We start from the raw sequence: 23,465 nt of genomic DNA on the forward strand, positions 1-23,465 counted from the left end.
GCCTGATCACGGACGGGAGGGTTGTTCCTCAGTCGCCCCGGAAGGCGGTCTCGGCGTGAACTACGTGCTGCGCAAACTCCTGTTCTACGCGGTCGCCGTCTGGGCGGCCATCACCCTCAATTTCGCGATTCCCCGCCTGCTGCCCGGCAATCCGGTGGACATCCTGCTGGCCAAGCTCCAGCAGCGGGGCGGGACGATCACCCCGCAGTCGCGGGAGGCCTACGCCGCCCTGCTCGGCGGGGACACCGACGACTCGCTGCTGCACCAGTACTGGACCTACCTGGTCAATCTCGCGCACGGAGATCTCGGCACCTCGGTCACCTACTTCCCGACCAAGGTCACCGACGTCATCTCCACCTCGATGCCGTGGACGATCACCCTGGTCGGGATCGCCACGATCATCGCCGCGATCCTCGGGGTCGGGCTCGGCGCCGTGGTCGGCTGGAGGCCGGGCACCTGGCTCGACTCAGCCGTCCCGGCCACCACGATCCTCGCTGCGGTGCCGTACTTCTGGCTCGCGCTGGTCCTGGTCTACCTGCTGGCCCGGGTGCTCGGCTGGTTCCCCTCCCAGGGCGGATACGACGTCGTCCTCGATCCGGGGTTCAACGGGCCGTTCCTCCAGTCGGCCCTGCTCTACGGGTTCCTGCCGGCCCTGACCATCGTGCTGGCCTCGCTCGGCGGCTGGATGCTGGGCATGCGCAACATGATGGTCTCCACCCTGTCGGAGGACTACGTGCTCACGGCCCGGGCCAAGGGTCTGCCCGAGCGCACGATCATGCGCAACTACGCCGCCCGTAACGCGGTGCTGCCCTCCATCGCCGGGTTCGCCATCTCCCTGGGGTTCGTGGTCTCCGGGTCGGTCGTCACCGAGCAGGTGTTCTCCTACCCGGGTATCGGCTCGAAACTGCTGTCGGCCGTGCAGAACAACGATTACGCCCTGATGCAGGGCATCTTCCTCTACATCACGCTGGCCGTGCTCGGCGCCAACCTGGTCGTCGACCTGCTGTACGGCCTCATCGACCCGCGCACCCGCGCGAAGGGCTGAGGGGCACCGGGATGAGTACATCGCACTCGGAAACACCCGAACCACCCGTCCGCGATCAGGCCGACGTCCCCGGGGAGGTCCTGCCTGATCACGAAGGCGGGCGGCTGGAGCCGGCCGCGGCGTCGGCCCCGATCGCCCCGACCGGACCCGGCGGGCCGCTCGCGGCCCCGGCCACCGCTCCGGTGGCGAATCCGATGCCCCGGGGCCGCCGCTCGCTGCTGCCGACCATGACTCCCTGGCTGGCCGTCGGTCTCACGCTCGTCGTGGCGATCGGCCTGTTCGGGGCGTTCGGCCCGTTCTTCGTCGGTGACCCCGACGCGATCAACGACATCGGCCTGTCCGGGCCGTCCGGGGCCAATCTCCTGGGCACCACCCAGACCGGCCAGGACGTGCTCTCCCAGCTGGCCTTCGCCACCCGGGGATCGCTCCAGATCGGCCTGCTGGTCGGGGTGATGGCCACCGTGCTGTCGGCCTTCTTCGGCATCTACGGCGCCTACCTGGGCGGCTTCGCCGACGAGGCGTTCTCGTTGCTGTCCAACGTCTTCCTGGTCATTCCCGGTCTGCCGCTGGTGATCGTGATCTCCGGGTTCGTGCCGCCGGAGGACCGGGGGCTGTGGACCATCGCGCTGGTCCTGGCGCTGACCAGCTGGGCGGCCTCGTCCCGGGTGCTGAGGGCCCAGACCCTGTCGGTGCGCAACCGCGACTACGTGGCCGCCTCGCAACTGGCGGGGGAGCGGCCCTGGCGGGTGATCGCGGTCGAGATCCTGCCGAACCTCCTGCCCGTGCTGGCCTCCCAGTTCGTCTACGCGGTGATCGCGGCCATCCTCGGTGAGGCCGGCCTGTCGTTCCTGGGTCTGGGGGCCTCGAACTCCTCGACCCTGGGCACCATGCTCTTCTACGCCCAGAACGGCTTCGCCCTGCCGCTGGGCGCCTGGTGGTGGTTCGTGCCCCCGGGCCTGATCATCGCCCTGTTCGGGATGGGTCTGTCCCTGATCAACTTCTCGATCGACGAGATCATCGACCCCAAGCTGAAGAACGCCCGCACCTCCCGGCGCAGGCTCCGTCGTGCGGCCCAGGAGGGGCGATGACCACCACCGCCGAACCGACCACCGAGCCGGTCACCACCCGGCGCCCGGTGCTGACCGTCACCGACCTCACCGTCGTCTACGAGACCGAGCAGCCGTTCACCGCCGTCCGGTCGGCCTCGCTGCAACTGCACCGCGGTGAGATCCTCGGCCTGGCCGGGGAATCCGGTTGCGGGAAGACCACCCTGGCCTACGCCGTCAACCGGCTGCACCAGCCCCCGGCCCGGATCGCGTCCGGGTCGGTGGTCTTCCACGACCGTGAGGCCGGCGACATCGACCTGCTGGGCCTGAAGGACGAGGCCCTGCGCACGTTCCGCTGGTCGCAGCTGTCGATGGTCTTCCAGGGGGCGATGAACTCCCTGAACCCGGTGCGCACCATCGGCTATCAGCTCGACGACACGCTGAAGGCCCACGTTCCCCCGATGACCCGGGCCCAGCGCAAGGAGCGCTCGGCGGAGGTGCTCACCCGGGTCGGGGTCGACCCGGTGCGGCTGCGGTCCTACCCGCACGAGCTGTCCGGCGGCATGCGCCAGCGCACCATGATCGCGATGGCCATGCTGCTGCAGCCCCAGATCATGATCATGGACGAGCCCACGACCGCCCTCGACGTGGTGGTGCAGCGCGAGATCCTGCGCGAGATCCTGCGTCTGCGCGACGAACTCGACTTCGCCGTGCTGTTCATCACCCACGACCTGCCGCTGCTGCTGGAGATCGCCGACCGGATCGCGGTGATGTACCGCGGGGAGATCGTCGAGCTGGAGACGGCCCAGCGACTGCACGCGGCCGCGCAGCATCCCTACACCCGCAAACTCCTGGGCTCGTTCCCGAGCCTCACCGGTGAGCGCAGCGACTTCGTCCGTTCCGGGCGCGCAGATGAGGGGTTCTCGGCATGACCAGCGTGCACGTCAGCGACCTGACCAAGGACTACCGGATCCGCGACGGCCTCAAGCGCCGCCGGCTGCGGGCCGTCGACCACGTCAGCTTCGACCTGAAACCCGGGCGCACCGTGGCCCTGGTCGGGGAGTCCGGCTCGGGCAAGTCGACCATCGCCAAATTGCTCACCCGGCTGGAACATCCGACCTCGGGAAGGATCGAGGTACGTCAGGACGACGGCTCCGCGGTGCCGAACGCGCTGTACCGGCGGCACGTGCAGATGGTGTTCCAGGACCCGTTCGCCTCGCTCAACCCGTTCCATTCCGTCGCCCACCACATCGCCCGCCCGCTGCGGCTGCACGGGCGCACCCAGGGGGCTGCGGCCACCCGGGCCGAGGTGCTGTCGATGCTGGAGCGCGTCAACCTCACCCCGGCCGCCGACATGGCCGACCGTCGCCCGCACGAGCTGTCCGGCGGCCAGCGGCAGCGGGTGGCCATCGCCCGCGCGCTGGCCCCCGGCGCCCAGGTGCTCGTGGCCGACGAACCGGTCTCGATGCTCGACGTCTCGATCCGCCTGGGCGTGCTCAACCTGCTGGGCCGCCTGCAGCGCGAAAGTGACCTGGCCGTCCTCTACATCACGCACGACCTGGCCACCGCCCGGCACTTCTCCGACGAGATCCTGGTGCTGCACCACGGTCGCGTGGTCGAGCGGGGGCCGGCCGACGCCGTGATCCTCGACCCGCACCACGACTACACCAAACTGCTGGCGCTGTCGGCCCCCGACCCCAACCGGGTCGGGGCGGTCGTCCACTCCACCGCGCCCGACCGGGAATCGATCGACGACTCCGTCTGCTACGACCACGATCTGGGTGAGTGGGTGCCCAGCGGCACCCAGGAGGCCGCGGCATGAGGCTCGTTGAAGGGCTCGTCTACGGCGGCGACTACAACCCCGAACAATGGACGCGGGACACCTGGGCGCAGGACGTGGCCCTCATGCGGGTGGCCGGGGTCAACCTGGTCACGCTCGGCGTGTTCTCCTGGGGTCTCATCGAGACCGCCGACAACGTTTTTGATTTCGGCTGGCTGGACGAGATCGTCGGTCTGCTGCACGAGAACGGCATCGGGATCGACCTGGCCACGCCGACCGCGGCCCCACCGAGCTGGCTGCACACGGCGCACCCGGAGATCCTGCCGTTCGACGCCGACCTCTACCAGCAGCCGCCCGGCGGCCGGAACGCCTGGTGCCCCAGTTCGCCGGTGTTCCGCGATTACGCCCTGCGGATCGCCGGGCAGCTGGCCCGCCGGTACGGTGACCACCCGGCGGTGCGACTCTGGCATGTCGGCAACGAACTCGGCGGCGGGAACGCCCGCTGCTACTGCGACGTCTCGGCCGTCGCCTTCCGGGAGTGGCTGGCGCAGCGGCACGGCACCGTCGAGGCCGTGAACCAGGCCTGGGGAACGGCGTTCTGGGGACACCGGTTCAACACCTTCGAGGAGATCCAGCCGCCGCGGGGCAAGCACGGCGCTCCCAGCCCCGGCCTGTTCCTGGACTACGAGCGCTACTCCTCCGACGCCCTGCTGGCGCACTACCGGGCCGAGCGGGAGGTGATCCAGCAGTTCTCCGAGGCACCGGTGACGACGAACCTGATGGTCGGGCCCGGTGCCCAGATCGTCGACTACGCCCGCTGGGCCCCGCACACCGACATCGTCGCCAACGACCACTACACGCTGGTCGACGACCCCGACCGGGCCATTGAACTGGCCTGTTCGGGCGACCGGATGCGCGGGATGTCGCCGGACCGCAAGCCCTGGCTGCTGATGGAGCACTCCACCGGCGGGCCGAGCTGGCAGCAGCGTAACCGGGCGAAGGACCCGGGCGAGATCGCCCGCAACGCCCTGGCCCACGTGGCCCGCGGCTCCGACGGGGCGATGTTCTTCCAGTGGCGGGCCTCCACCGCCGGGGCCGAGCAGTTCCACTCGGCCATGCTGCCGCACGCCGGTACCCGGTCGCGGGTCTGGCGGGAGGTGGTCGAGCTCGGTGGCCACCTGCGGTCGCTGGCCGAGGTGGCCGGGTCGCGGGTGGAACCGGCCCGGGTGGCGATGGTCGTCGACGACGAGTCGGGCTGGTACCTGCAACACGGCCTGAAACCGCACCGCGGCCTGCGGTACGGCCACGAGCTGCGGGCCTGGCACAAGGCGCTGTGGCAGCGGCAGGTGCTGGCCGACCTGGTGCCGCCGTGGGCTGATCTCGACAGCTACGACCTGGTGCTCGTGCCCGGCCTGATCCTGGTGGACGACGAGGTCGCCGCGCGTCTGTCGGCGGTGCCGGAGCGCGGGGGCACGCTGCTGGTCACCTACCTGTCCGGGGTCTGCGGCCCGACGGGAGAAGTCCGCACCGGCGGCTACCCGGGCGCCTTCCGCGACGTGCTGGGGATATTCACCGACGAGTTCTACCCGCTCCAGGCCACCGAGGAGGTCCCGCTGGACGACGGCGGCGTGGTCCGGGACTGGACCGAGCGGGTGCAGCTCGACGGAGCCTCCGCCGTGATCTCCTACGCGGGCAGTTCGCTGGCCGGTGGCCCGGCGGTGACCCGTCGCGCGGTGGGGGAGGGCGCGGCCTGGTACGTGTCGGCCGCCCTGCCGGAGAGCAGCATCGGGGCGATCACCGATCGGCTGGTCGCCGAGACCGGCCTGACCCGCACCGTGGAGGCACCGGCCGGTCTGGAGGCCGTGCGTCGCCTCGGCGACGACGCCTCGTACCTGTTCCTGATCAACCACCGCGACACCGCCGTGGAGGTCGCGACCAGCGGGCTGGACCTGCTCACGGACGAGAAGGTCGGCCCGTCGACCATGGTTCCCGCCGGAGGGGTCCGCGTCGTGCGCGAGAGTGCGACGTCGTCCCCTGTTCGTGATCGTGCGGGATCTTCTCAATGACCACTCAGCCCGGGAGGGCCTCGTGAAACACCAGAGCGTGACCAGCGGATGGACCGTCACCGCGACCGCGGGCGAGGTGCCCGGGCGGGCGACCGGAACGTTCGCCGCCGCCGTCCCCGGATGCGTCCACACCGACCTGCTCGCCGCCGACGCGATCGACGAGCCGTACGACGACGCGCACGAGAGCGACCTGGAGTGGTTCCACCGCACCGACTGGCGCTACGGCACGACCCTCGACCTCGCGGCTCCGGCCCCCGGTGAGCGGGTCGACCTGGTCTTCGACGGGATCGACACCGTGGCCACGGTGCGGCTGGGCGGCACGGTGCTCGGCGAGACCGCGAACATGCACCGCAGCTACCGCTTCGACGTCACCCCCTTGATAACAGGCTCTGAGCTGGCGCTGGAGGTGGACCTGACCTCGGCCACGACCTGGGCCGAGGCGCTGCGCGAGAAGCTCGGCGACCGTCCGGCCGTGAACGTCCCGCGCCCGTTCAACTTCGTCCGCAAGATGGCCTGCTCGTTCGGCTGGGACTGGGGTCCCGACCTGCGTACGGCCGGTCTGTGGAAACCGGTGCGGATCGAACGGTGGACGACCGCCCGACTCGCGCGGGTGCGTCCGGTGGTCGGAGTGGTTGCCGACGGGACCGGGACCGTCGAGGTGCACCTCGACATCGAGCGTTCTGGTCTGGAAACCGCCTCTGCCGTCACGGTTCGGGCGCAGGTCCGCGGGATCACGGCCACGGCGGCGATCCCGGCCGGGGAGGACAGCGCCGTGCTGGCCCTGCGGGTGCCCGACGTGCCGCTGTGGTGGCCGGCCGGTCACGGGGAGCAGCCGCTGGCCGAGCTGAGCGTGGAACTGGCCGCCGGCGAGGAGCTTCTGGACGCGTGGAACCGGCGGATCGGGTTCCGCACCGTCGAGGTCGACACCGGCGACGACGAGCACGGCACCGCCTTCGTCGTCCGCGTCAACGGCAAGCCGATCGCCGTGCGGGGCGCGAACTGGATCCCCGACGACCATTTCGTCACCCGGATCACCCGCGAGCGCGTGGCCCGGCGTCTGGACCAGGCACTGGGGGCGCACCTGAACCTGCTGCGGGTCTGGGGCGGGGGCGTCTACGAGTCCGAGGACTTCTACGAACTGTGCGACGAGCGAGGGCTTCTGGTCTGGCAAGACTTCCTGCTGGCCTGTGCGGCCTATCCGGAAGAGGAGCCGCTGCGCTCGGAGATCGAGGCCGAGGCGCGGGAGAACGTCGTGCGGCTGATGCCGCACGCGTCCCTCCTGCTGTGGAACGGCGGCAACGAGAACCTCTGGGGCCACGAGGACTGGGGGTGGAAGGCGCAGCTGGACGGGCAGACGTGGGGGCACACGTACGCGACGCAGTTGTTCGCCGACGTGGTCGCCGAGCTCGACCCGACGCGTCCCTACAGCGCGAACAGCCCGTTCACGCCGCGGCGCACTCCGGAGCAGTCGCACCCGAACGATCCCGACCGCGGCACGCACCACCAGTGGGATGTCTGGAACCGGCTGGACTGGTCCGTGTACAGCGATGAGATCCCGCGCTTCTGCTCGGAGTTCGGCTACCAGGGGCCGCCGGCCTGGAAAACCCTGACCGACCACGTGCACGCGGCCGACGGTGGACCGCTCACCGCGGTGGACGACGCCTGCGCCGACCCGGTGTTCCTGATCCACCAGAAGGCCGACGACGGCACCGGCAAGCTGGGGCGCGGGATGGCGCCGCACACGGGTGTGCCGGCGGACTTCGAGGACTGGCACTGGGCCGCGCAGCTCAACCAGGCGCGGGCGATCCGGCACGCGGTGGAGCACTACCGGTCGTGGTGGCCCCGCACGGCCGGGTGGATCGTCTGGCAGCTCAACGACTGCTGGCCGGTCGTCTCCTGGGCCCTGGTCGACAGCGAGGAGCGGCCCAAGCCGGTTTATTTCGCGTTGCGCCGGGCCAATGCGCCGCGAGCCCTGTACCTGGTGGCGCAGGACGAGGACCTGACCCTGGTCGCGGTCAACGACACCGACGAGCCCTGGACGGGTACGGCGCAGGTCCGCCGCGAGACGCTGGCGGGCAAGGACTACGTCACGCTGATCACGGAACTGACGGTGGCGCCCCGGTCGGTGGAGTTCGAGCCGGTGTCGCCGGACGTGGCCACGCCGTACGACACGGCCGGTGAGGTGGTGGTGGCCGAGTTCGACGGGGCCCGCACCGTTCACACGTTCGTGGAGGACGTCGACCTGCGGCTGGAGCCCGACCCGCTGGAGGTCTCGGCCCAGCGGGTCGAGGGTGGTTACCGGATCGACGTGCGGGCGCGCAGTTTCGCCGACGGCGTCACGGTGCATCCCGACCGGCTGGCGGCGGACGCGCGGGTGGACGACGGTGTCGTCACCCTGCCGGCCGGGGCCCGGGCGAGTTTCCTGGTCACCACCACCGCGGAGCTCGACCCGCAGGCCCTGACCCGTTCCCCGGTGCTGCGCACGGCCAACGAGCTGCGGGGTGTCGCGGTGCGGCCGGCGCCCGAGGCGACCGGGCCCTCGACCCACATGTCCACCCCCTGACAGCCCTGACACAGGAGTAGTCATGACCGAACCCCGGCGATTCCCGACCGATTTCCTCTGGGGAGCAGCAACGTCCTCGTACCAGATCGAGGGTGCGGTGGAGGCCGACGGCCGTGGGCCGTCCATCTGGGACACGTTCTCCCGCATTCCCGGTGCGGTGGTGAACGGTGAGAACGGTGACGTGGCCATCGACCATTACCACCGGGTGGCCGACGACGTGAAGCTCATGGGTGACCTGGGCCTGAACGCCTACCGGTTCTCGGTGGCCTGGCCGCGGGTGCAGCCCACCGGTTCCGGGCCGGCCAACCAGGCGGGCCTGGACTTCTACCGGCGCCTGACCGACCAGCTCCTGGACGCCGGGATCGCCCCGGCGCTGACCCTGTACCACTGGGACCTGCCGCAGCCGTTGCAGGACGCCGGGGGCTGGCCGAACCGCGACACCGCCTACCGGTTCGCCGAGTACGCGGGGCTGGTGGCCGACGCGCTGGGCGACCGGGTGAACCTCTGGATCACCCTGAACGAGTCGTGGTGCGCCGCCTACCTGGGCCACCTGTCCGGTGAGCACGCCCCCGGCATCAAGGACCCGGCCCAGGCCCTGGCCTCGGTGCACACCCTCAACCTGGCCCACGGCCTGGGGGCGGCGGCGATCCGCGAGCACGCCGGGCCGGACGCGAAAGTGGCGATCGCGCACAACATCCAGGTCAACCAGGCGGCGACCGACGCGCCGCCGGACGTGGCCGTCAAGACGAAGCTCGACCTGGTCAACAACGAGATCCTGCTGGCCCCGCAGCTCGACGGCGCCTACCCCGAGGGCCTGTTCGAGGCCACCGCGGCGTTCACCGACTGGTCGTTCGTGCGGGACGGGGATCTGGAGATCATCCACGCCCCGCTGGACGCCCTGGGCCTGAACTACTACTCGACCTCCACCGTGCGGGCGGGCGAGGACCCCGACCGCGACCCGTTCCAGCCGACCCTGGTGGACGGGGTGGCGCGGGTGCGGCCCGAGGGGGAGTACACCGAGATGGGCTGGCTGGTCGAACCGCAGGGCCTGACCGACCTGCTGCTCGACATGCACCGCCGCCGGCCGGGCCTGCCGCTGTACATCACCGAGAACGGTGCGGCCTTCGACGACGTGGTGGCGGAGGACGGTGGGGTCCACGACGAGCGGCGCACGGCCTACCTGCACGCCCACCTGGAGGCGGTCGGCCGGGCCCTGGACGCCGGTGCGAACGTGCGCGGGTACTTCGCCTGGTCGCTGACCGACAACTTCGAGTGGTCGTACGGTTACGGGAAGCGTTTTGGGCTGGTGCACGTCGACTACGCCACGCAGACCCGCACGATCAAGGACTCCGGGCACTGGTACCGCGGGGTGACCACCACGGGCGTCCTGCCCGCGGCGGTGGATCCGGGAGTCGATGGTTAAGCTCTGACTAGGGGGACATCAACCCGGCATCATTGCCGAAAGTTGTTCCCATGGAAATGCCCTCGGGACGGGGCGCGGCTTGTTCGGGAAGAAATCTCTTCCCTACAGTGAGGCGCCCCCTGAAGGCCGATCGTGAAAGCCTCGTCGAAACGACACTTGTCGCTCTGACGAGGGACTTCGCCGATCGATTCTTTCCCCTGAGGAGATTTCTGTGAAGCGCTCCGTCCGTGTCACGGCCGTCGCCGCCCTGCTGGTCGCGGCGGCGGCCACCGGTCTGACCGTCGTCGCGGCGCGGGCCGAGGAGCCGTCGGTCGCCGCGGCCAGCGGCTTCTACGTCGACCCGAGGTCCGGCCCGGCCCAGTGGGTCGCCGCGCACCCGGCCGACGGCCGCGCCGCCGGCATCAAGAGCTCGATCTCGTCGAAACCGATGGCCCGGTGGTTCGGTGACTGGTCGGGCAACATCGGCACGGCGGTCGGCGGGTACGTCGGCGCCGCGGCCCGGGCAGGCAAGATGCCGGTGCTGGTGTCCTACAACCTGCCGCAGATCGACGTGTGCGGGAAGGAGTCCGCCGACGGCGGGTCCAGCGGTGCCTCCGCCTACCGCACCTGGATCGCGGCGTTCGCCGACTCGATCAGGGACCGCCCGGCGATGGTGATCCTCGAGCCCGACTCGCTGGCCGACCTGGACTGCCTGGGCGCCAGCGCGGCCAGTACCCGGCTGGGCCTGCTGAAGTTCGCCACCGAGCAGTTCCGCGACCGGGCCCCGAAGGCGACCGTCTACCTCGACGGCGGCAACTCGGTGTACCGCACGGCCCCGGTGACGGCCGACCGGCTGTCGAAGGCCGGCATCCAGAACGTGCGGGGCTTCTCGCTGAACGTCTCGAACTTCCACACCACGGCCCAGGAGAGCGCGTTCGCGGAGAAGGTGAACGACCAGCTGGCGGCCCAGGGCCTGGAGCGGGTTCCCTACGTGGTCGACACCAGCCGCAACGGTAAGGGCGGCAACGGTTCGTGGTGCAACCCGGACGCCCGTCAGATCGGTACCACCTCGGCGATCCAGGACCTGGACGGGAAGGGCCTGGAGGCCCGCATCTGGATCAAGGCCCCGGGTCAGTCCGACGGCACCTGCGGGATCGCCCCGAACACTCCCGCCGGGACCTTCGACCCGCAGATCGCCTACGACCTGATCCACGGATACTGAGTCCGGCCGATGGAAGAGCCGGTCCGGCCACCGACGATCTACGACGTGGCCCGGGCGGCCGGGGTGGCGGCCTCCACCGTGTCCCGGGCGTTCGCCCGGCCCGGCCGGGTGAACGCCCTCACCTCCCTGCGGATCCACCAGGTGGCCACGGAACTGGGGTACCGGGCCCGGCCCCAGGCCGTGGCGCCGACGCCGCGCCGCACGCAGATGATCGCCCTGGTCGTCGCGGATGTGACGAACCCGTTCCACGACAGGATCATTCGCGGTGCGCAGGAGGCCGCGGCCGCGGCCGGGTACACCATCCTGCTGGCCGATGCCCAGGAGTCCGGGGTCCGGGAGGCCGAGGTGCTGCAGCGGGCGATGGCCGCGGTGGACGGCATCGTGCTGGCCACCTCCCGGATGCCGGACTCCTCGATCCGGACAGCGGCCGGGCAGCGGCCCGTGGTCGTGCTCAACCGGGCCCTGCGGGACATCCCCTGCGTCCTGCCCGACCACGACCGCGGGGTGCGGCGGGCCGTGGAGCACCTGGCCGGGCAGGGCCACGAGCAGATCACCTACGTCGCCGGCCCGGAGGCGTCCTGGGCCGACGGCATCCGCTGGCGGGTGCTGCGGGAAGCGGCCCGGGAACGGCACCTGCAGGTGCGGCGGATCGGCCCGTGGGCGCCCACCGTGATCGGCGGCACCCGGGCCGCGGCCGAATTCGCCCGGCGCCCCACGTCGGCGGTGATCGCCTTCAACGACATGATGGCCATCGGCCTGATCCGCGCCCTGACCGGGCGGGGTATCGGGGTGCCGGACGACGTGAGCGTGGTCGGTTTCGACAACGTGTACGCGGCCGAACTGGTCACGCCGCCGCTGACCACGGTCGCCTCACCCCTGCAGGCGATGGGCCGCACGGCGGTGGGCACCCTGCTGGCGATCATCGACGGTGACCGCCCGCAGACCCACGCACCGGTCGAGCTGCCCACCCGGCTGGTGGTGCGGGCCTCGACGGCCCCGCGCCGGGAGGGCCGCCCGGCCTGACGGCCGGGAGCCCGCTGCGCGAGTGCGAACCCCGCGGGCGGGGTAACGTCGAGGTGCTGCCCCGGACCCGGCGGTTCGTCCGCAGGCCCGTGAAGGCAGCCGAACGTGAGCAATCTGGAGACTCGACCCGCCCGGGTGCGACAGGTCTCGTCGTACGCCGAGCTGTCCCGGCAGATCCGCGACGCCGGTCTGCTCCGGCGGCGCTACGCCTACTACTGGTCCTGGGGCATCGGCCTGGTGATGGCCTTCCTGGCCTGCTGGACAGCCGTTCTCATGCTCGGGAACACCTGGTGCCAGTTGCTGGTGGCGGGGCTGCTCGGCGTGGTCGTGACCCAGTTCGGATTCCTCGGTCACGATGCCGCCCACCGGCAGATCTTCGACTCCTCCCGCTGGAACGAGTGGGCGGCCCGGGTGCTGTCGGGTGTCTTCGCCGGGCTGAGCTACGGCTGGTGGTTACACAAGCACAACCGTCACCACAGCGGCCCGAACCAGGAGAACCGCGATCCCGACATCGCTCCCGGGCCGATCGCGATGACCCCGGCGGTGGCCCGGGCCCGCACCGGGTGGGCCGCCTGGTTCACCCGGCACCAGGGACACCTGTTCTTCCCGCTCCTCCTGCTGGAGGGCGCCAATCTGCATGTCGGCGGTGTGCGGGAACTGATCTCGAACCGGGCGCTGCCACACCGCCGGCTGGAGTGCACGATCATCCTGACCCGGTTCGCCCTCTACCTGGGTGTGCTCCTGAGCGTGCTGCCTCCCGGAAAGGCGCTGGCCTTCATCGCTGTTCAGCTCGGTGTGTTCGGGTTCCTGCTGGGTGCCTCGTTCGCGCCCAACCACAAGGGCATGCCGATCGTGCCGAAGGACACCCGGATCGACTTCCTCCAGCGGCAGGTCCTGATGTCCCGCAACGTGCACGGTGGTCCGGTCACGGACATCGCGATGGGCGGGCTGAACTACCAGATCGAGCACCACCTGTTCCCCAGCATGCCCCGGCCCAACCTGCGCCGGGCCCGGCCGATGGTGCGGGAGTTCTGTCGCAGCCGGCAGGTCACCTACACCGAGACCAGCCTGATCGGTTCGTACCGCATCGTCGTGAGGTACCTCAACACCGTCGGCCGGCCCGACCGCGACCCGTTCGCCTGCCCCCTGGTCCGGCAGTACCGCGGCTGAACCAGGACATCCCGCAAGACCTGCCCCGGCAGGCCGGATAGGGTCGATGGCGTAAGCAACGCTCCGGTCCTTGGGCGGCCCGAAGAGAATGGTGCTGCCATGTCTGATGTTCTGCGACCGGCCGCGACCCGGCTGTGACGGCCACAGGTGAAGACACCGCCTGGGTCCGTGGCCTGATCGCTGCGGAATCACCCGACCCGGACCTGTCCAGCGGGTCCATCGCCTGGCTGCAGTGCCTGTGCCGGGCGGCGACCCGGGCCCTGCCGGTGACCGGTGCCGCGATCAGTGTGATGGTCGCGGGCGGCACCCAGGGGCTGGCGGCCGCCTCGGACACCCGCAGTGAACTGGTCGAGGAACTGCAGTTCACGCTCGGCGAGGGACCGTGTCTCGACGCGCGGTCGCAGGGCCGGCCGGTACTGGCACCGGACCTGGCCGGGGAGTCCGGTGGGCGCTGGCCGGCCTATACCTCGGCGGCGATGGAGCACGGTGTGGAGGCGGTTTTCGCGTTCCCGATGCGGATCGGCGCGGTGCGGCTGGGCGTGCTGGACATGTACCGGGCCCGGCCCGGGGTGCTCCCGCCCGACGCCCTCGACCTGGCCCAGGTGTTCACCGGGGTGGCCCTGACCGGTCTGCTGGACGCGCACGAGGTGATGGGCGCAGACCGGCTGGCCGAGGAGATGGGCCAGATCTCGCGGTACCGGGTCGAGGTCCACCACGCGCAGGGCATGCTCCAGGTCCAGCTCGGGGTCGGCCCCGAGGCCGCCCTCCTGCGCCTGCGCGCCGAGGCCTATCTCCAGGGACGGCGGCTGGGCGAGGTCGCCCGTGACGTCGTCGACCGTAAACTCACTCTCGAACGGGATGAAGCATGACGGGACCAGCCGATGCGGTGAACGAGAGGGCGAGCAGCCGATGAGCGCGATCGCCTCAGAACGTCTGGCCGATGTGTTCGTCGAGCTGGCCGACACCCTCGTGGACGACTTCGACCTGGTCGAGTTCCTGCAGATGGTGACGGCTCGTACGTCCGAGCTCACCGGGGCGCGGGCGGCCGGGCTGTTGCTGGCCGACGCCGAGGACGGGCTGCACTTCATGGCCGCCTCCGACGAACGCGTGCACCTGCTGGACCTCTTCCAGATCCAGGCCGACGAGGGACCGTGCCGCGACTGCTTCCGGCAGGGCGTCCCGGTCAGCGATGCCGATCTGAACCGGGCCGACACCCGCTGGCCCCGGTTCGCACCCGCCGCGCGCACGGCGGGCTTCGCCTCGGTGCAGGCCTTCCCGCTGCGGCTGCGGCACCAGGTGATCGGCAGCATGGGGCTTTTCAGCGCCACCCCGGTGGCGATGACGCCGGGCGACGTGCGGGTGGTGCAGGCGCTGGTCGACGTGGCCACGATCGGCATCCTCCAGGAACGCCAGGTGCGCCGCGGCCAGGTCCTGACCGAGCAGCTCCAGGGCGCCCTGGACAGCCGGATCGTCATCGAGCAGGCCAAGGGCGTCATCGCCCAGTCCGCTGGGGTCACGATCGACCAGGCGTTCACGATGCTGCGGACCTACTGCCGCAACCATCACCTGCGCCTGAGCGACCTGGCCCGCACCATCGTCAACGATCCCGCTCAGGTTCCTGACTTCGGGACCGGCTGAGCGGGTCGCGGCCCGCCAGCGCCTCCCGGAGCGAGGCGATCTCCTCGTGCAGCGCCCGCACCTCGGCGTCGTCGGGTATCGGAGCCCAGGAGTCCGGTTCCCCGTTTTCCGGGGGAAAGCGACGCCAGGAGTTGTCCGGTGCCGAAGGTGCCGAAGGGGCGCACGAGCGGCCGAGGACCTGCGCCAGGCGCGGTTGTGATTTCAGGAAACGCGCTGCCGGGGAGGAGATCTGAGTCAGACGCAGCGCTGCGCCCCGGAACGTCTGGAGGCGGTGGGCCTCGACCAGAGGCTCGACCCCGTCACGGTCCAGCCAGGTGACGCCGGAGAGGTCGACGACGATCTCCTCCGGCCCGTCCTCGCAGGCGAGACTGAGCAGATGCAGGCGCATGACCGGAACCCCGGCGGCACGCAGGTCACCGGAGAAGCTCACGGTGACAGACGTGTCCCGCAGGATCAGTGGTTGTGCGACCCGGTCAACGGCGGACAGAACCGCCCGGTTGGATGAGGACATGACCCCGTACTTCCAAGAGACACCGTGGTCGGCACCACCGGGTCCAGGGCAGCTTGATCGACCAACCTCATTCTACGGGGCGAATCGGCACCTGGACAGGCATCTCACCGGTAGGTTCTGGCCGGACCCCCGTCAGTCGCGCGGAACCTCGTCGCGCCAGGAGTGCTGCGGGACGAACCCCAGCAGCTCCCGGGCCCCGTCGATCGCCAGCAACGTCTCGAAATCCAGCAGATCACGGCGAATCTCGACGCCGGGGAACTCCGCTGCCAGCAACTCGGCCGAGGGCCGATCCATCAGGGTGTCCGCCGCCGCGATGATGACGTTCTGCGAACCGGTGGTCTCGACCTCCAGCGCCAGCCGGAACGCGGCCGCGGCGTCCCGCGCGTCGATGTAGCCCCACAGGTTCCAGCGCCGCGACGCCGGGTCCGCCCAGAACCCGGGCACGTTCGCGTACATCTCGGGGACGAACACGTTGGACAGGCGCAGCCCGACGAACGGGATGCCCGACCACTGCGACACCTGCGCGGCCACGTCCTCGCTCAGCACCTTCGACAGGGCGTACGTCGAGGTCGGGTACGGGAAGTGGGCCTCGTCCACCGGCGCGTACCGCGGCGGGACGTCGAACGGCAGCCCGAGGGTCGTCTCGCTGGAGGCCCACGCCACCTTCCGCAGCCCGAGCCGCTGGGCGGCCAGGAAGACGTTGTTGTTGGCGGCCAGGTTCCGGTTCAGGGTGTCGGGCGCCGACTCCATGCCCGGCTGCGGGATGTTGGCCAGGTGCACGACCGCCGAGCAGCCGGCCAGGGCCTCCACCGCCTGGCCGTAGTCGGTCAGCTCGGCGCGCATCACGTCCACGCCCAGGCCGGCACGCTCGCCGAAGGGGCCCTGCGCGTCTGTGGCCCGCACGGTGTAGCCGTGCTCCAGGAGGTCTTTCACGACGGCCCGGCCCACCTTGCCCAGGGCTCCGGTGACAGCAACGGTCTCGGTCATGGCACGTCCTTGTTCTGGGGGGAAGGCGTTTACAGGGAGGTCGTGCCGTGGACGCGGTGCCCGATCGCGACGGACTCCCCGGAGATCGTCGCCGTGCGGGGAGAGACCAGGAAGCAGACCAGGTCGGCGATCTGCCCGGGACTGGACTCCCCGGGCCGGCCCGGCTCGACCGCGGCGGCCGGGTCGTCCGACACGAGGCCGGGGCTGACGGTGTTGACCGTGACCCCGGACCCGGCGACGACGTCGGCCAGGTTCTGGGCCGCGATGATCAGGGCGGCGTTGCGGACCGAACCGGTGACGTTCCCGGTCCCGCCCACCACCAGCACGACCCGCCCGTGAAGTTCGAGATCCATGGCGGCACGCTACCGCCGGCCCGCTCGACGTCCTCGCTCAGGACGTCTCGGCGACCCCGAGCAGCTTCTCGCAGCGGGCGATCTCGGCGGCCCGCCACTCGCGCATGCCGCTGCTCCACTGGCTGATCTGGAGGCTGAGCACCGCCAGGGCCTGGTGTTCCGAGAGGTCGAAGCGCTCGGACAGTCTCACCCGCGCCTCGCCGGCGTCGGTGCAGGCCTCGACGGTCGCGAACACCTCGTCACGCCGGCTCACGGCCAGTTCCATCGCCTGCAGGATGTGGAGCCGCTGCCGGGCCTCGTCGATGTTCTCGTCACTCACGGTGTCACTCTTACGGGCAGATACCCGTCCCGTCCACCTGGGGCGAACAAATTTTGTCACCCCGTTGCGCACCGTGTTCCATCGTGAGCGAATCTCCGGCGACCGGTCAGCGGTGCGTGTCGACCACGGCCGCCAGGTCCCGCAGTCTCGGATGCTGGTAGACGAGGCGTGAGGAGACGGCGATCCCGTGGTCGCGCTTCAGCCGGGCGACGAGTTTCAGGGCCATCAGCGAGTGCCCGCCCAGGGCGAAGAAGTCGTCGGTCGCGCTGATCCCGCTGCGCCCCAGGACCTGGGCCCAGACCTCGGCGATCAGGTGCTCCGTGGGCCCGGCCAGAGCGGTCGCCGAGGGGTCGGGGCCGCGGTCGGGTGCGGGCAGCGCGTCCCGGTCGATCTTTCCCGACACCGTGAGGGGGAACTGCTCGAGCCGGATGAAGGACGCGGGCACCAGCGGCTCGGGAAGGATGCCGGCGACGTGGTGGCGGAGTGGGGGAACGGTGACCTCCCCGGTGTAGTAGGCGACCAGGACGTCGTCCACCATCTGGACCGCCGTGGACGTGACCTCGCGGTGGCGGGACACCGCCTCCTCGATCTCGGCCGGTTCCACCCGGTGCCCGCGGATCTTGACCTGGCGGTCGGTGCGGCCCAGATAGACCAGTTCCCCACCGGGGTCGTACCGGACCCGGTCACCGGTGCGGTACATCCGTCCGCCCTCCGGTCCGAAAGGATCAGCGACGAAGCGGGTGGCGGTCAGGTCGCGACGGTTCCGGTAGCCGGTGGCCAGGCCCGGGCCGGACAGGTAGAGCTCGCCCTCACCGGCCGGTCGCAGGGCGGTGTCCAGGACGTGCGCCGTCATCCCCGGCAGCGGCCGGCCGATCCGGGGTTCCCCGGCGGTGATCCGGGCGGCGACCGCGTCGACGGTGCACTCGGTCGGGCCGTACACGTTGAAGGCGTCGAGGTTGCCCGGCCGGGTGAGCAGGCGATCCCACAGGTCCGCCGGGATCGCCTCGCCGCCGATCAGCAGGCGGAAAGGCCGGTCCACCGGCGCCACGTACTGCTCGAGCACCTGCCAGTGCGACGGGGTGACATCCAGGTCGTTCACGCCCGTCTGCTCCAGGTAGGCGGCCAGCGCGGCGGGATCCTGCCGCAGTTCGTCGTCCAGGACCACGACGGTGTCCCCGCGGCAGACCCGGGCCCACTGCTGTACCGAGGCGTCGAACGACATGCTGGCGTTCCAGGCCACGACCCTCGGGGTGTCGCTGTAGACGCCCGCCGCGCTCAGCGCCCGCTGAAGATGGCTGACATTGGCCCGGCTGACCTCGACGCCCTTGGGCAGGCCGGTCGATCCGGAGGTGTAGATGACGTACGCGGGCGAGCCGACCGGAACGGGCCGTTCGTCGTCCGCGCCGCGCTCCGGCGCGCCGTCCAGGCGTTCCGGCGTGACCCAGCCGGCCGTACCGGCCCAGGTCGGAGCGGGATCACGGGTGAGGACGAGGCGGGGCTCGGCGTCCTGGGCCAGGTACCGCAGCCGTTCGGCCGGGTGGGCCGGGTCGAGAGGGACGGAGGCGGCACCGGCCCGCCAGATCGCCAGGAAGGCGACGATCAGTTCCGGTCCGCGGGCCAGGTGCACGCCGACCCGGTCACCCGGGCGCACGCCGTGCTCGTGGCGCAGGGCGCTCGCCGCCCGGGCGCTGCGCCGGTCGACCTCGCCGAAGGTCAGATCTTCCCGGCGGGAGAGGACGGCCGGTCGTCCCGGCGCGCGGCGGGTGGCGGCCAGGAACATCCGCACCGGATCGTCGTGGGTCGTGGGTACGGCGGAGGAGATCAGGGTCATGACGGGGCTCCGGGGACGTCAGCTGGCGAAGGTGGCGATCGGGCGGGCCGGCCGGCAGTCGGCGAGGTCGGTCGGTTCCCCCATCGCCACGGCGATCCGGCGCTCGCCCTCGAACGGTTCACGGCCGTGGGCGGCGAGGATGTTGTCGACGACCAGGATGTCGCCGAGCTGCCAGGTCTCGCGGGTGAAGGCGGCCCGGTAGGCGGCGTCCAGGGCCGCGAAGTCCGCGGCCGACAGGGGTGTGCCGTCCCCGAAGGTGGTGTTGAACGGCAGCCCGGAGGGCCCGAACTCGTCGACGAGGACCTCGTGGACGTCCGGGTCGAGGGCGTGCTCGTTCCAGAAGGCGACATGGTTGAACCACGACTCCTCGCCGGTGCGGGGATGGGTGATCACCGCGGAGCGCTGCTGACTGGTGGACAGTGTGCCGTCCTCGCGCCAGACCCAGCTGATGTGGTTGCTCGCGCAGTAGCGTTCCACCTCCTGCCGGGACGAGGTGCTGAATGCGGTTTCCCAGTTCAGGGAGATGTTCTCGTTGTACGTGCGGTTCAGCCGCCAGCCCTGGGCGCGGAACCGGCCGGCCAGGTCCTCGGGGAGGTTCCGGAGAACGGCGCGGCAGTCCGCGACCGGGGTCGCGCCACCGACGGCCGGCGGTACCAGCGCACAGAACAGCAAGATCCCGGGAAAGTTCATCGTGTAGCTGTTCTCGTTGTGCAACCGGATCGGCTGGGCGGCCGGCAGGTCGGTCGAGGAGAACACGTCGTTACCGAAACTGCTACGGGGTGTTGCTTTTTCCTGGTACTGGGCGCGTTCGTGCAGGAGGACGTCCCGGACCCGGGCGAAGTCCTGCGTGGTGGCGACCGGCAGGCCGCGCAGATACAGGGAACCGTGCTCGTCCAGCCCGGAGCGCAGGGCCGGGGCGGCGGAGGCGAGCCAGGCGCAGGCATCGTCCAGGGAGAGCCGGGCCGGGCACCGGACGAGCACGGGATGTCCCGGCTGCCGGACGTGCTCGAGGGTGGAGAACGATGAGGCGGCGGAGGATGCCATGACGGTAAGGCCTTTCGCTGGCCCCGGTACGCCTGATCACCCGTCCCGGGTGGTCGTCAGCGCGGGGAAGTGGATGGGGAGCTGTTCCCAGATGTCCGGTGTGTAGAAGTGCCCTCCGGGTAGCGCGCCGACCCGGCACTCGCCCTCCACGACGGCCTGCCACTGACGACGGACCGCCGGATCGATGACCGGGTCGTCGATCCCGTAGAGGACCTGGACCGGGCCCGGGACGCGTTGCGCGGGGTCGGGGCAGTAGGAGTCACGGGCCTGGACGTCGGCCCGCATCAGCTCGACGGCCATCTCCCGCAGATCGGGGTCGGAGGCCACGTAGTCCGGCAGGGCACCGGTCTGCTGCATCCAGGCGACCAGGTCGTCGTCGCTGTCCTCCTGGCGCGGGAACCGGTCCCGCTCGGTGACACCCCGCTCGGGCGAGTTGCAGGAGGAGATGACCAGCTTCTCCGGCGTAGGCGCGCCGGCCCGGTGCAGGCGCCCGGTCACGTCGAAGGCCATCCACCCGCCCATGCTGTGCCCGAAGAGCGTGTACGGACGGTCGACGAAACCGCCCACCACGCGGGCGGTGTCCTCGGCCAGCGCGTCCCAGGAGCGCAGCAGGCCGTCCCCGAAACGGCCCTCGCGGCCTGGATAGCAGACCAGGACCAGTTCGTGGTCGGCGGGTATCCGGGGCACCCATCCCCGGAAGGCGCCGGTGCCGCCGCCGCAGAAACCCAGGCACACGAGCAGGTGCGTGGCGTCCGCGCGCGGGGCCGGGCGGACCACGGCCGGGTCGTTGCGGGGAAGGCTCACCGGGCCGCGCCCTCGGCCATCTCCTCGCGCAGGCTCCGCGGGCGCATGTCGGTCCAGTGCGTCTCGATGTACTCCAGGCACTGTTCGCGGCTGTCCTCGCCGTACCGGACCTCCCACCCGGCCGGCACCGGGGCGAAGACCGGCCAGAGCGAGTGCTGGTCCTCGGCGTTGGCCAGAACCAGGAAGCGGCCGTCGGCGTCGAAGGGATTCATCGTCTTCCTTCTCTCATGAACGTTTTCGCGGGATCAGAGGCGCTGGTTCCAGCCTAGGAACTCCACGCGGGGAGAGGGGCAGTACGGGCGGCAGTCTTGCGGCGGCCCGGAAGGGGTGCAGTCCGCCGGGTCAGGCCAGCAGCGGATCCACGAGTCTCAGGGTGCGGAATCGGGGCAGGGCCTGGGTCGTGGAGCGCAGCCAGCCCAGCTGAACCAGCGTGCGAACCTGGGCGACGAACGACTCCGTGGCCTGGCCCAGGCGCCGGGAGGCCTCCGGGAGCTCCCACTCCCCGTCCAGCCCGGACAACTGGCGCAGCACGCTGAGACTGGAGGGATCCAGGGCGGACAGGCTGCGGGTCAGGACCCGGCGCAGCGTGGTCGAGCTGTCGCGCTGCGGGCCGGCCATGGGCAGCGACAGGGGGTCGTCCGTGACCCGGTGGAGGATGTCGTCGAGGGACTCGACCATGCAGCTGAGGCCGGCCTGCTCGATGGCCTGCGGATGCCCGTCGAGGGCCCGGCAGATCCCCGCGATCGTCTCCAGCTCGCTCAGGGGCAGGTCGCGGGCGGGGCGGTGGCGTTTGATCTGCTCGATGAGCAGGCGCACGGAGTCGACGCGCATCAGTGAGTCGCGTTCGTGCCCGGCCGGTTCCGGCACGGCCAGCGGGCTCACCGGTACCACCCACTCACCCGGGACGGACAGGGGCGTGCGGTTGGTCGAGAGCACGCTCAGGCTGGGGCACACGGCGAGCACGTCGAGCAGCCAGCGCACGTTCGGCCCGGTCCCCTCGGTGCCGTCGAGCACCAGCAGGCTCCGCCGGCCGCCCAGGGTGGCCTGGATCTCCTGCGGGTCGAGGTGGGAGATGCCACCGGCGCCGGCCGGCGTCCCGGCATCGGAGTGGCCGCCGGGCACCGCGTCGGGGGAGGGGACCCACCAGACCACGGTGTCGTTGCTCTCGAAATGGTGCCGGGCGATCTCCAGGGCCAGGCGGGTCTTCCCGACGCCGGGGATACCGGTCAGGGTGACCAGCCGCTGGTCGGTCCGCAAACGTTCGAGGACGAAGGCGGCTTCGGCGTCGCGCCCGATCAGGGAGGTGAGGGCGGCCGGGGGCGGCATTCCGGGCAGCCTGCGGTCGGGGTGCTCCTCGCGGGTGTCCAGGGCCAGGCCGAGGAACTGCGCCAGTGACTGCCCCTGGATGCGCAGTGCCGAGCCGAGCATCTCGGTCGTCGCCCGCCGCGGGTGCGTGACCCGCCCGGACTCCAGGTCACGGATGGCCCGCAGACTGATCTCGGACAGGTCGGCCAGCTGACGCTGCGTCATTCCCTGGCGCTTGCGGTGGTGACGCAGCATCTGCCCGAAAGTTGCTTCCTGGGCCAATTCTGAGGTGGTACGCACGATTCCCCCCGTGCCTCGGAACGTCTGGATGGACTGGTCGGAGTCGGCCGCCCCGGGGCAGCGGGGCGGCCCGGGTTCACGTCACACGCCGGGGCGGGTGGGGCGTGAGGTGGTGTCGATGCTGCTGCCCTCGCGCATCAGGAAGGTGATCGACCCCGGGCCCCGGGCCAGGTCCAGGTGGATGCTGCGCTCGGTGGTCCAGCCGGCCAGGCGGAAATCGCCTTCCCCGAGGTGTACGAGCCGTCCCACCGGCTTGCCGTCGGCCCGCATGATCAGGTCCCCGTCCTCCAGGCGCAGACGGGCCGCCCGGGACGGGGTCCCGGGCGTGGCCAGGTCTTCGCGCTCGCCCCACAGAAAGGCGTCGGGCAGGTCGAAGTCGATGTTCACGCGCTCGGCCGCGGCCGGGCCCAGGGGTACGACGGGCCGGTCGAAGAGCACTTCGGTCCAGTCGACGGTGTCGGTGAAGGACGCCGGGAAGAGCTGGAGCAGCTCGTGGCTGACGTAGCAGTCGATGACCAGGTGCACGCGCCGGGTGTCGCCGGCGTTGCGCACCGAGTGCGGCCGGGAGAAGTCGCCGTACCAGAGGCTTCCCGGCTGCCAGCGTTCCTGCTGACCGTCCAGCGTGAGGACGGCTCCCGGGTTGGTCAGGATCGGCACGTGCAGCCGCACCCATCCGGCCTGCAGGCCGGAGGGGAAGTCCCGGTGCTCGTCGACCTCGGCACCCGGCCCCAGGGCCATCAGCCGGGCCGTGCGCACCTGGGTGGGAAGTCTTCTGAACAGGGAGGCCAGGTACGGGGCCTTGTCGCACCAGGGAGTGTCCGCGTAGTCCTCGACCCCCGGGCCGCCGGGGTCGGTGCGCTCGGGATCGCCGCCGGGGCTGCGCAGGGAGACGACCTTCCAGTCCAGCTCCGTCTCCTCGCTCGGCCGAAGGTTCTCGTCGTACGTGCGCTGGGCCCGGAACGGACTGGCTCCCAGTCGGTCCGCGTCCTCGCGCAATTTACTCACATCAAGGTCATCAGCTAACAAAACGGACGCGGGGGGCAGGGTTGCGGGCAT

The 23,465-nt window shown here is 70.9% G+C and carries 22 protein-coding genes; 12 read left to right on the forward strand and 10 right to left on the reverse strand.

Features of this window, described 5'->3' with window-relative positions:
• Window positions 1-55 precede the first annotated feature (55 nt).
• The 12 genes from LR393_RS18735 (at window position 56) to LR393_RS18790 (ending at window position 14,955) form a co-directional block, all read left to right on the forward strand.
• On the forward strand, window positions 56-1,045 hold the full coding sequence (locus LR393_RS18735) for an ABC transporter permease (protein ID WP_231485248.1): 990 nt from the start codon (window positions 56-58) through the stop codon (window positions 1,043-1,045).
• Between the two features lie 194 nt (window positions 1,046-1,239).
• Window positions 1,240-2,133, forward strand: coding sequence for an ABC transporter permease (locus LR393_RS18740; RefSeq protein ID WP_345718650.1), 894 nt, complete (start codon window positions 1,240-1,242; stop codon window positions 2,131-2,133).
• Window positions 2,130-3,023 (forward strand): ABC transporter ATP-binding protein, encoded by an 894-nt coding sequence (locus LR393_RS18745; protein ID WP_231485250.1) that lies wholly within the window; start codon window positions 2,130-2,132, stop codon window positions 3,021-3,023. Before LR393_RS18740 ends, LR393_RS18745 begins: the two co-directional genes overlap by 4 nt.
• Window positions 3,020-3,913, forward strand: a complete 894-nt coding sequence (locus LR393_RS18750) for an ABC transporter ATP-binding protein (protein WP_231485251.1) — start codon at window positions 3,020-3,022, stop codon at window positions 3,911-3,913. Before LR393_RS18745 ends, LR393_RS18750 begins: the two co-directional genes overlap by 4 nt.
• On the forward strand, window positions 3,910-5,937 hold the full coding sequence (locus LR393_RS18755; RefSeq protein ID WP_231485252.1) for a beta-galactosidase: 2,028 nt from the start codon (window positions 3,910-3,912) through the stop codon (window positions 5,935-5,937). Before LR393_RS18750 ends, LR393_RS18755 begins: the two co-directional genes overlap by 4 nt.
• A 22-nt stretch (window positions 5,938-5,959) precedes the next feature.
• Window positions 5,960-8,500, forward strand: a complete 2,541-nt coding sequence (locus LR393_RS18760) for a glycoside hydrolase family 2 protein (RefSeq protein ID WP_231485253.1) — start codon at window positions 5,960-5,962, stop codon at window positions 8,498-8,500.
• A 22-nt stretch (window positions 8,501-8,522) separates the two neighbouring features.
• Complete coding sequence (locus LR393_RS18765) at window positions 8,523-9,923, forward strand: GH1 family beta-glucosidase (RefSeq protein WP_231485254.1); 1,401 nt, start codon at window positions 8,523-8,525, stop codon at window positions 9,921-9,923.
• Between the two features lie 211 nt (window positions 9,924-10,134).
• Window positions 10,135-11,124: a glycoside hydrolase family 6 protein gene (locus LR393_RS18770; RefSeq protein WP_231485255.1), complete on the forward strand. Its 990-nt coding sequence runs from the start codon at window positions 10,135-10,137 to the stop codon at window positions 11,122-11,124.
• 9 nt (window positions 11,125-11,133) lie between these two features.
• Window positions 11,134-12,147: a LacI family DNA-binding transcriptional regulator gene (locus LR393_RS18775; RefSeq protein ID WP_231485256.1), complete on the forward strand. Its 1,014-nt coding sequence runs from the start codon at window positions 11,134-11,136 to the stop codon at window positions 12,145-12,147.
• A gap of 105 nt (window positions 12,148-12,252) precedes the next feature.
• Window positions 12,253-13,317: a fatty acid desaturase family protein gene (locus tag LR393_RS18780; protein ID WP_231485257.1), complete on the forward strand. Its 1,065-nt coding sequence runs from the start codon at window positions 12,253-12,255 to the stop codon at window positions 13,315-13,317.
• A gap of 134 nt (window positions 13,318-13,451) precedes the next feature.
• Window positions 13,452-14,186, forward strand: a complete 735-nt coding sequence (locus LR393_RS18785) for a GAF and ANTAR domain-containing protein (protein WP_231485258.1) — start codon at window positions 13,452-13,454, stop codon at window positions 14,184-14,186.
• Between the two features lie 40 nt (window positions 14,187-14,226).
• Window positions 14,227-14,955, forward strand: a complete 729-nt coding sequence (locus tag LR393_RS18790) for a GAF and ANTAR domain-containing protein (RefSeq protein WP_231485259.1) — start codon at window positions 14,227-14,229, stop codon at window positions 14,953-14,955.
• Here the strand turns inward: LR393_RS18790 and LR393_RS18795 are convergent.
• From LR393_RS18795 to LR393_RS18840, 10 genes are all read right to left on the reverse strand, one after another.
• Complete coding sequence (locus LR393_RS18795; protein ID WP_231485260.1) at window positions 14,915-15,466, reverse strand: STAS domain-containing protein; 552 nt, start codon at window positions 15,464-15,466, stop codon at window positions 14,915-14,917. The genes LR393_RS18790 and LR393_RS18795 overlap by 41 nt on opposite strands.
• A gap of 132 nt (window positions 15,467-15,598) precedes the next feature.
• Window positions 15,599-16,453, reverse strand: a complete 855-nt coding sequence (locus LR393_RS18800) for an NAD-dependent epimerase/dehydratase family protein (RefSeq protein WP_231485261.1) — start codon at window positions 16,451-16,453, stop codon at window positions 15,599-15,601.
• A gap of 29 nt (window positions 16,454-16,482) precedes the next feature.
• Window positions 16,483-16,806: a Rossmann-fold NAD(P)-binding domain-containing protein gene (locus LR393_RS18805; RefSeq protein ID WP_231485262.1), complete on the reverse strand. Its 324-nt coding sequence runs from the start codon at window positions 16,804-16,806 to the stop codon at window positions 16,483-16,485.
• A 37-nt stretch (window positions 16,807-16,843) separates the two neighbouring features.
• Window positions 16,844-17,125 (reverse strand): hypothetical protein, encoded by a 282-nt coding sequence (locus LR393_RS18810; RefSeq protein WP_231485263.1) that lies wholly within the window; start codon window positions 17,123-17,125, stop codon window positions 16,844-16,846.
• A gap of 106 nt (window positions 17,126-17,231) precedes the next feature.
• Complete coding sequence (locus LR393_RS18815) at window positions 17,232-18,956, reverse strand: non-ribosomal peptide synthetase (RefSeq protein ID WP_231485264.1); 1,725 nt, start codon at window positions 18,954-18,956, stop codon at window positions 17,232-17,234.
• Between the two features lie 18 nt (window positions 18,957-18,974).
• Window positions 18,975-20,000, reverse strand: a complete 1,026-nt coding sequence (locus tag LR393_RS18820; protein ID WP_231485265.1) for a TauD/TfdA family dioxygenase — start codon at window positions 19,998-20,000, stop codon at window positions 18,975-18,977.
• A 36-nt stretch (window positions 20,001-20,036) separates the two neighbouring features.
• Window positions 20,037-20,804 (reverse strand): thioesterase II family protein, encoded by a 768-nt coding sequence (locus LR393_RS18825; RefSeq protein ID WP_231485266.1) that lies wholly within the window; start codon window positions 20,802-20,804, stop codon window positions 20,037-20,039.
• On the reverse strand, window positions 20,801-21,016 hold the full coding sequence (locus LR393_RS18830) for an MbtH family protein (protein WP_231485267.1): 216 nt from the start codon (window positions 21,014-21,016) through the stop codon (window positions 20,801-20,803). The genes LR393_RS18825 and LR393_RS18830 overlap by 4 nt, the downstream gene beginning before the upstream one ends.
• 130 nt (window positions 21,017-21,146) lie before the next feature.
• Window positions 21,147-22,409: a helix-turn-helix domain-containing protein gene (locus tag LR393_RS18835; RefSeq protein WP_231485268.1), complete on the reverse strand. Its 1,263-nt coding sequence runs from the start codon at window positions 22,407-22,409 to the stop codon at window positions 21,147-21,149.
• Window positions 22,410-22,490: 81 nt separating this feature from the next.
• Window positions 22,491-23,414, reverse strand: a complete 924-nt coding sequence (locus LR393_RS18840) for an aspartyl/asparaginyl beta-hydroxylase domain-containing protein (protein ID WP_345718623.1) — start codon at window positions 23,412-23,414, stop codon at window positions 22,491-22,493.
• Window positions 23,415-23,465 lie beyond the last annotated feature (51 nt).

The organism is Kineosporia mesophila, assembly GCF_021129235.1.
GTDB classification, from domain to species: Bacteria; Actinomycetota; Actinomycetes; order Actinomycetales; family Kineosporiaceae; genus Kineosporia; species Kineosporia mesophila.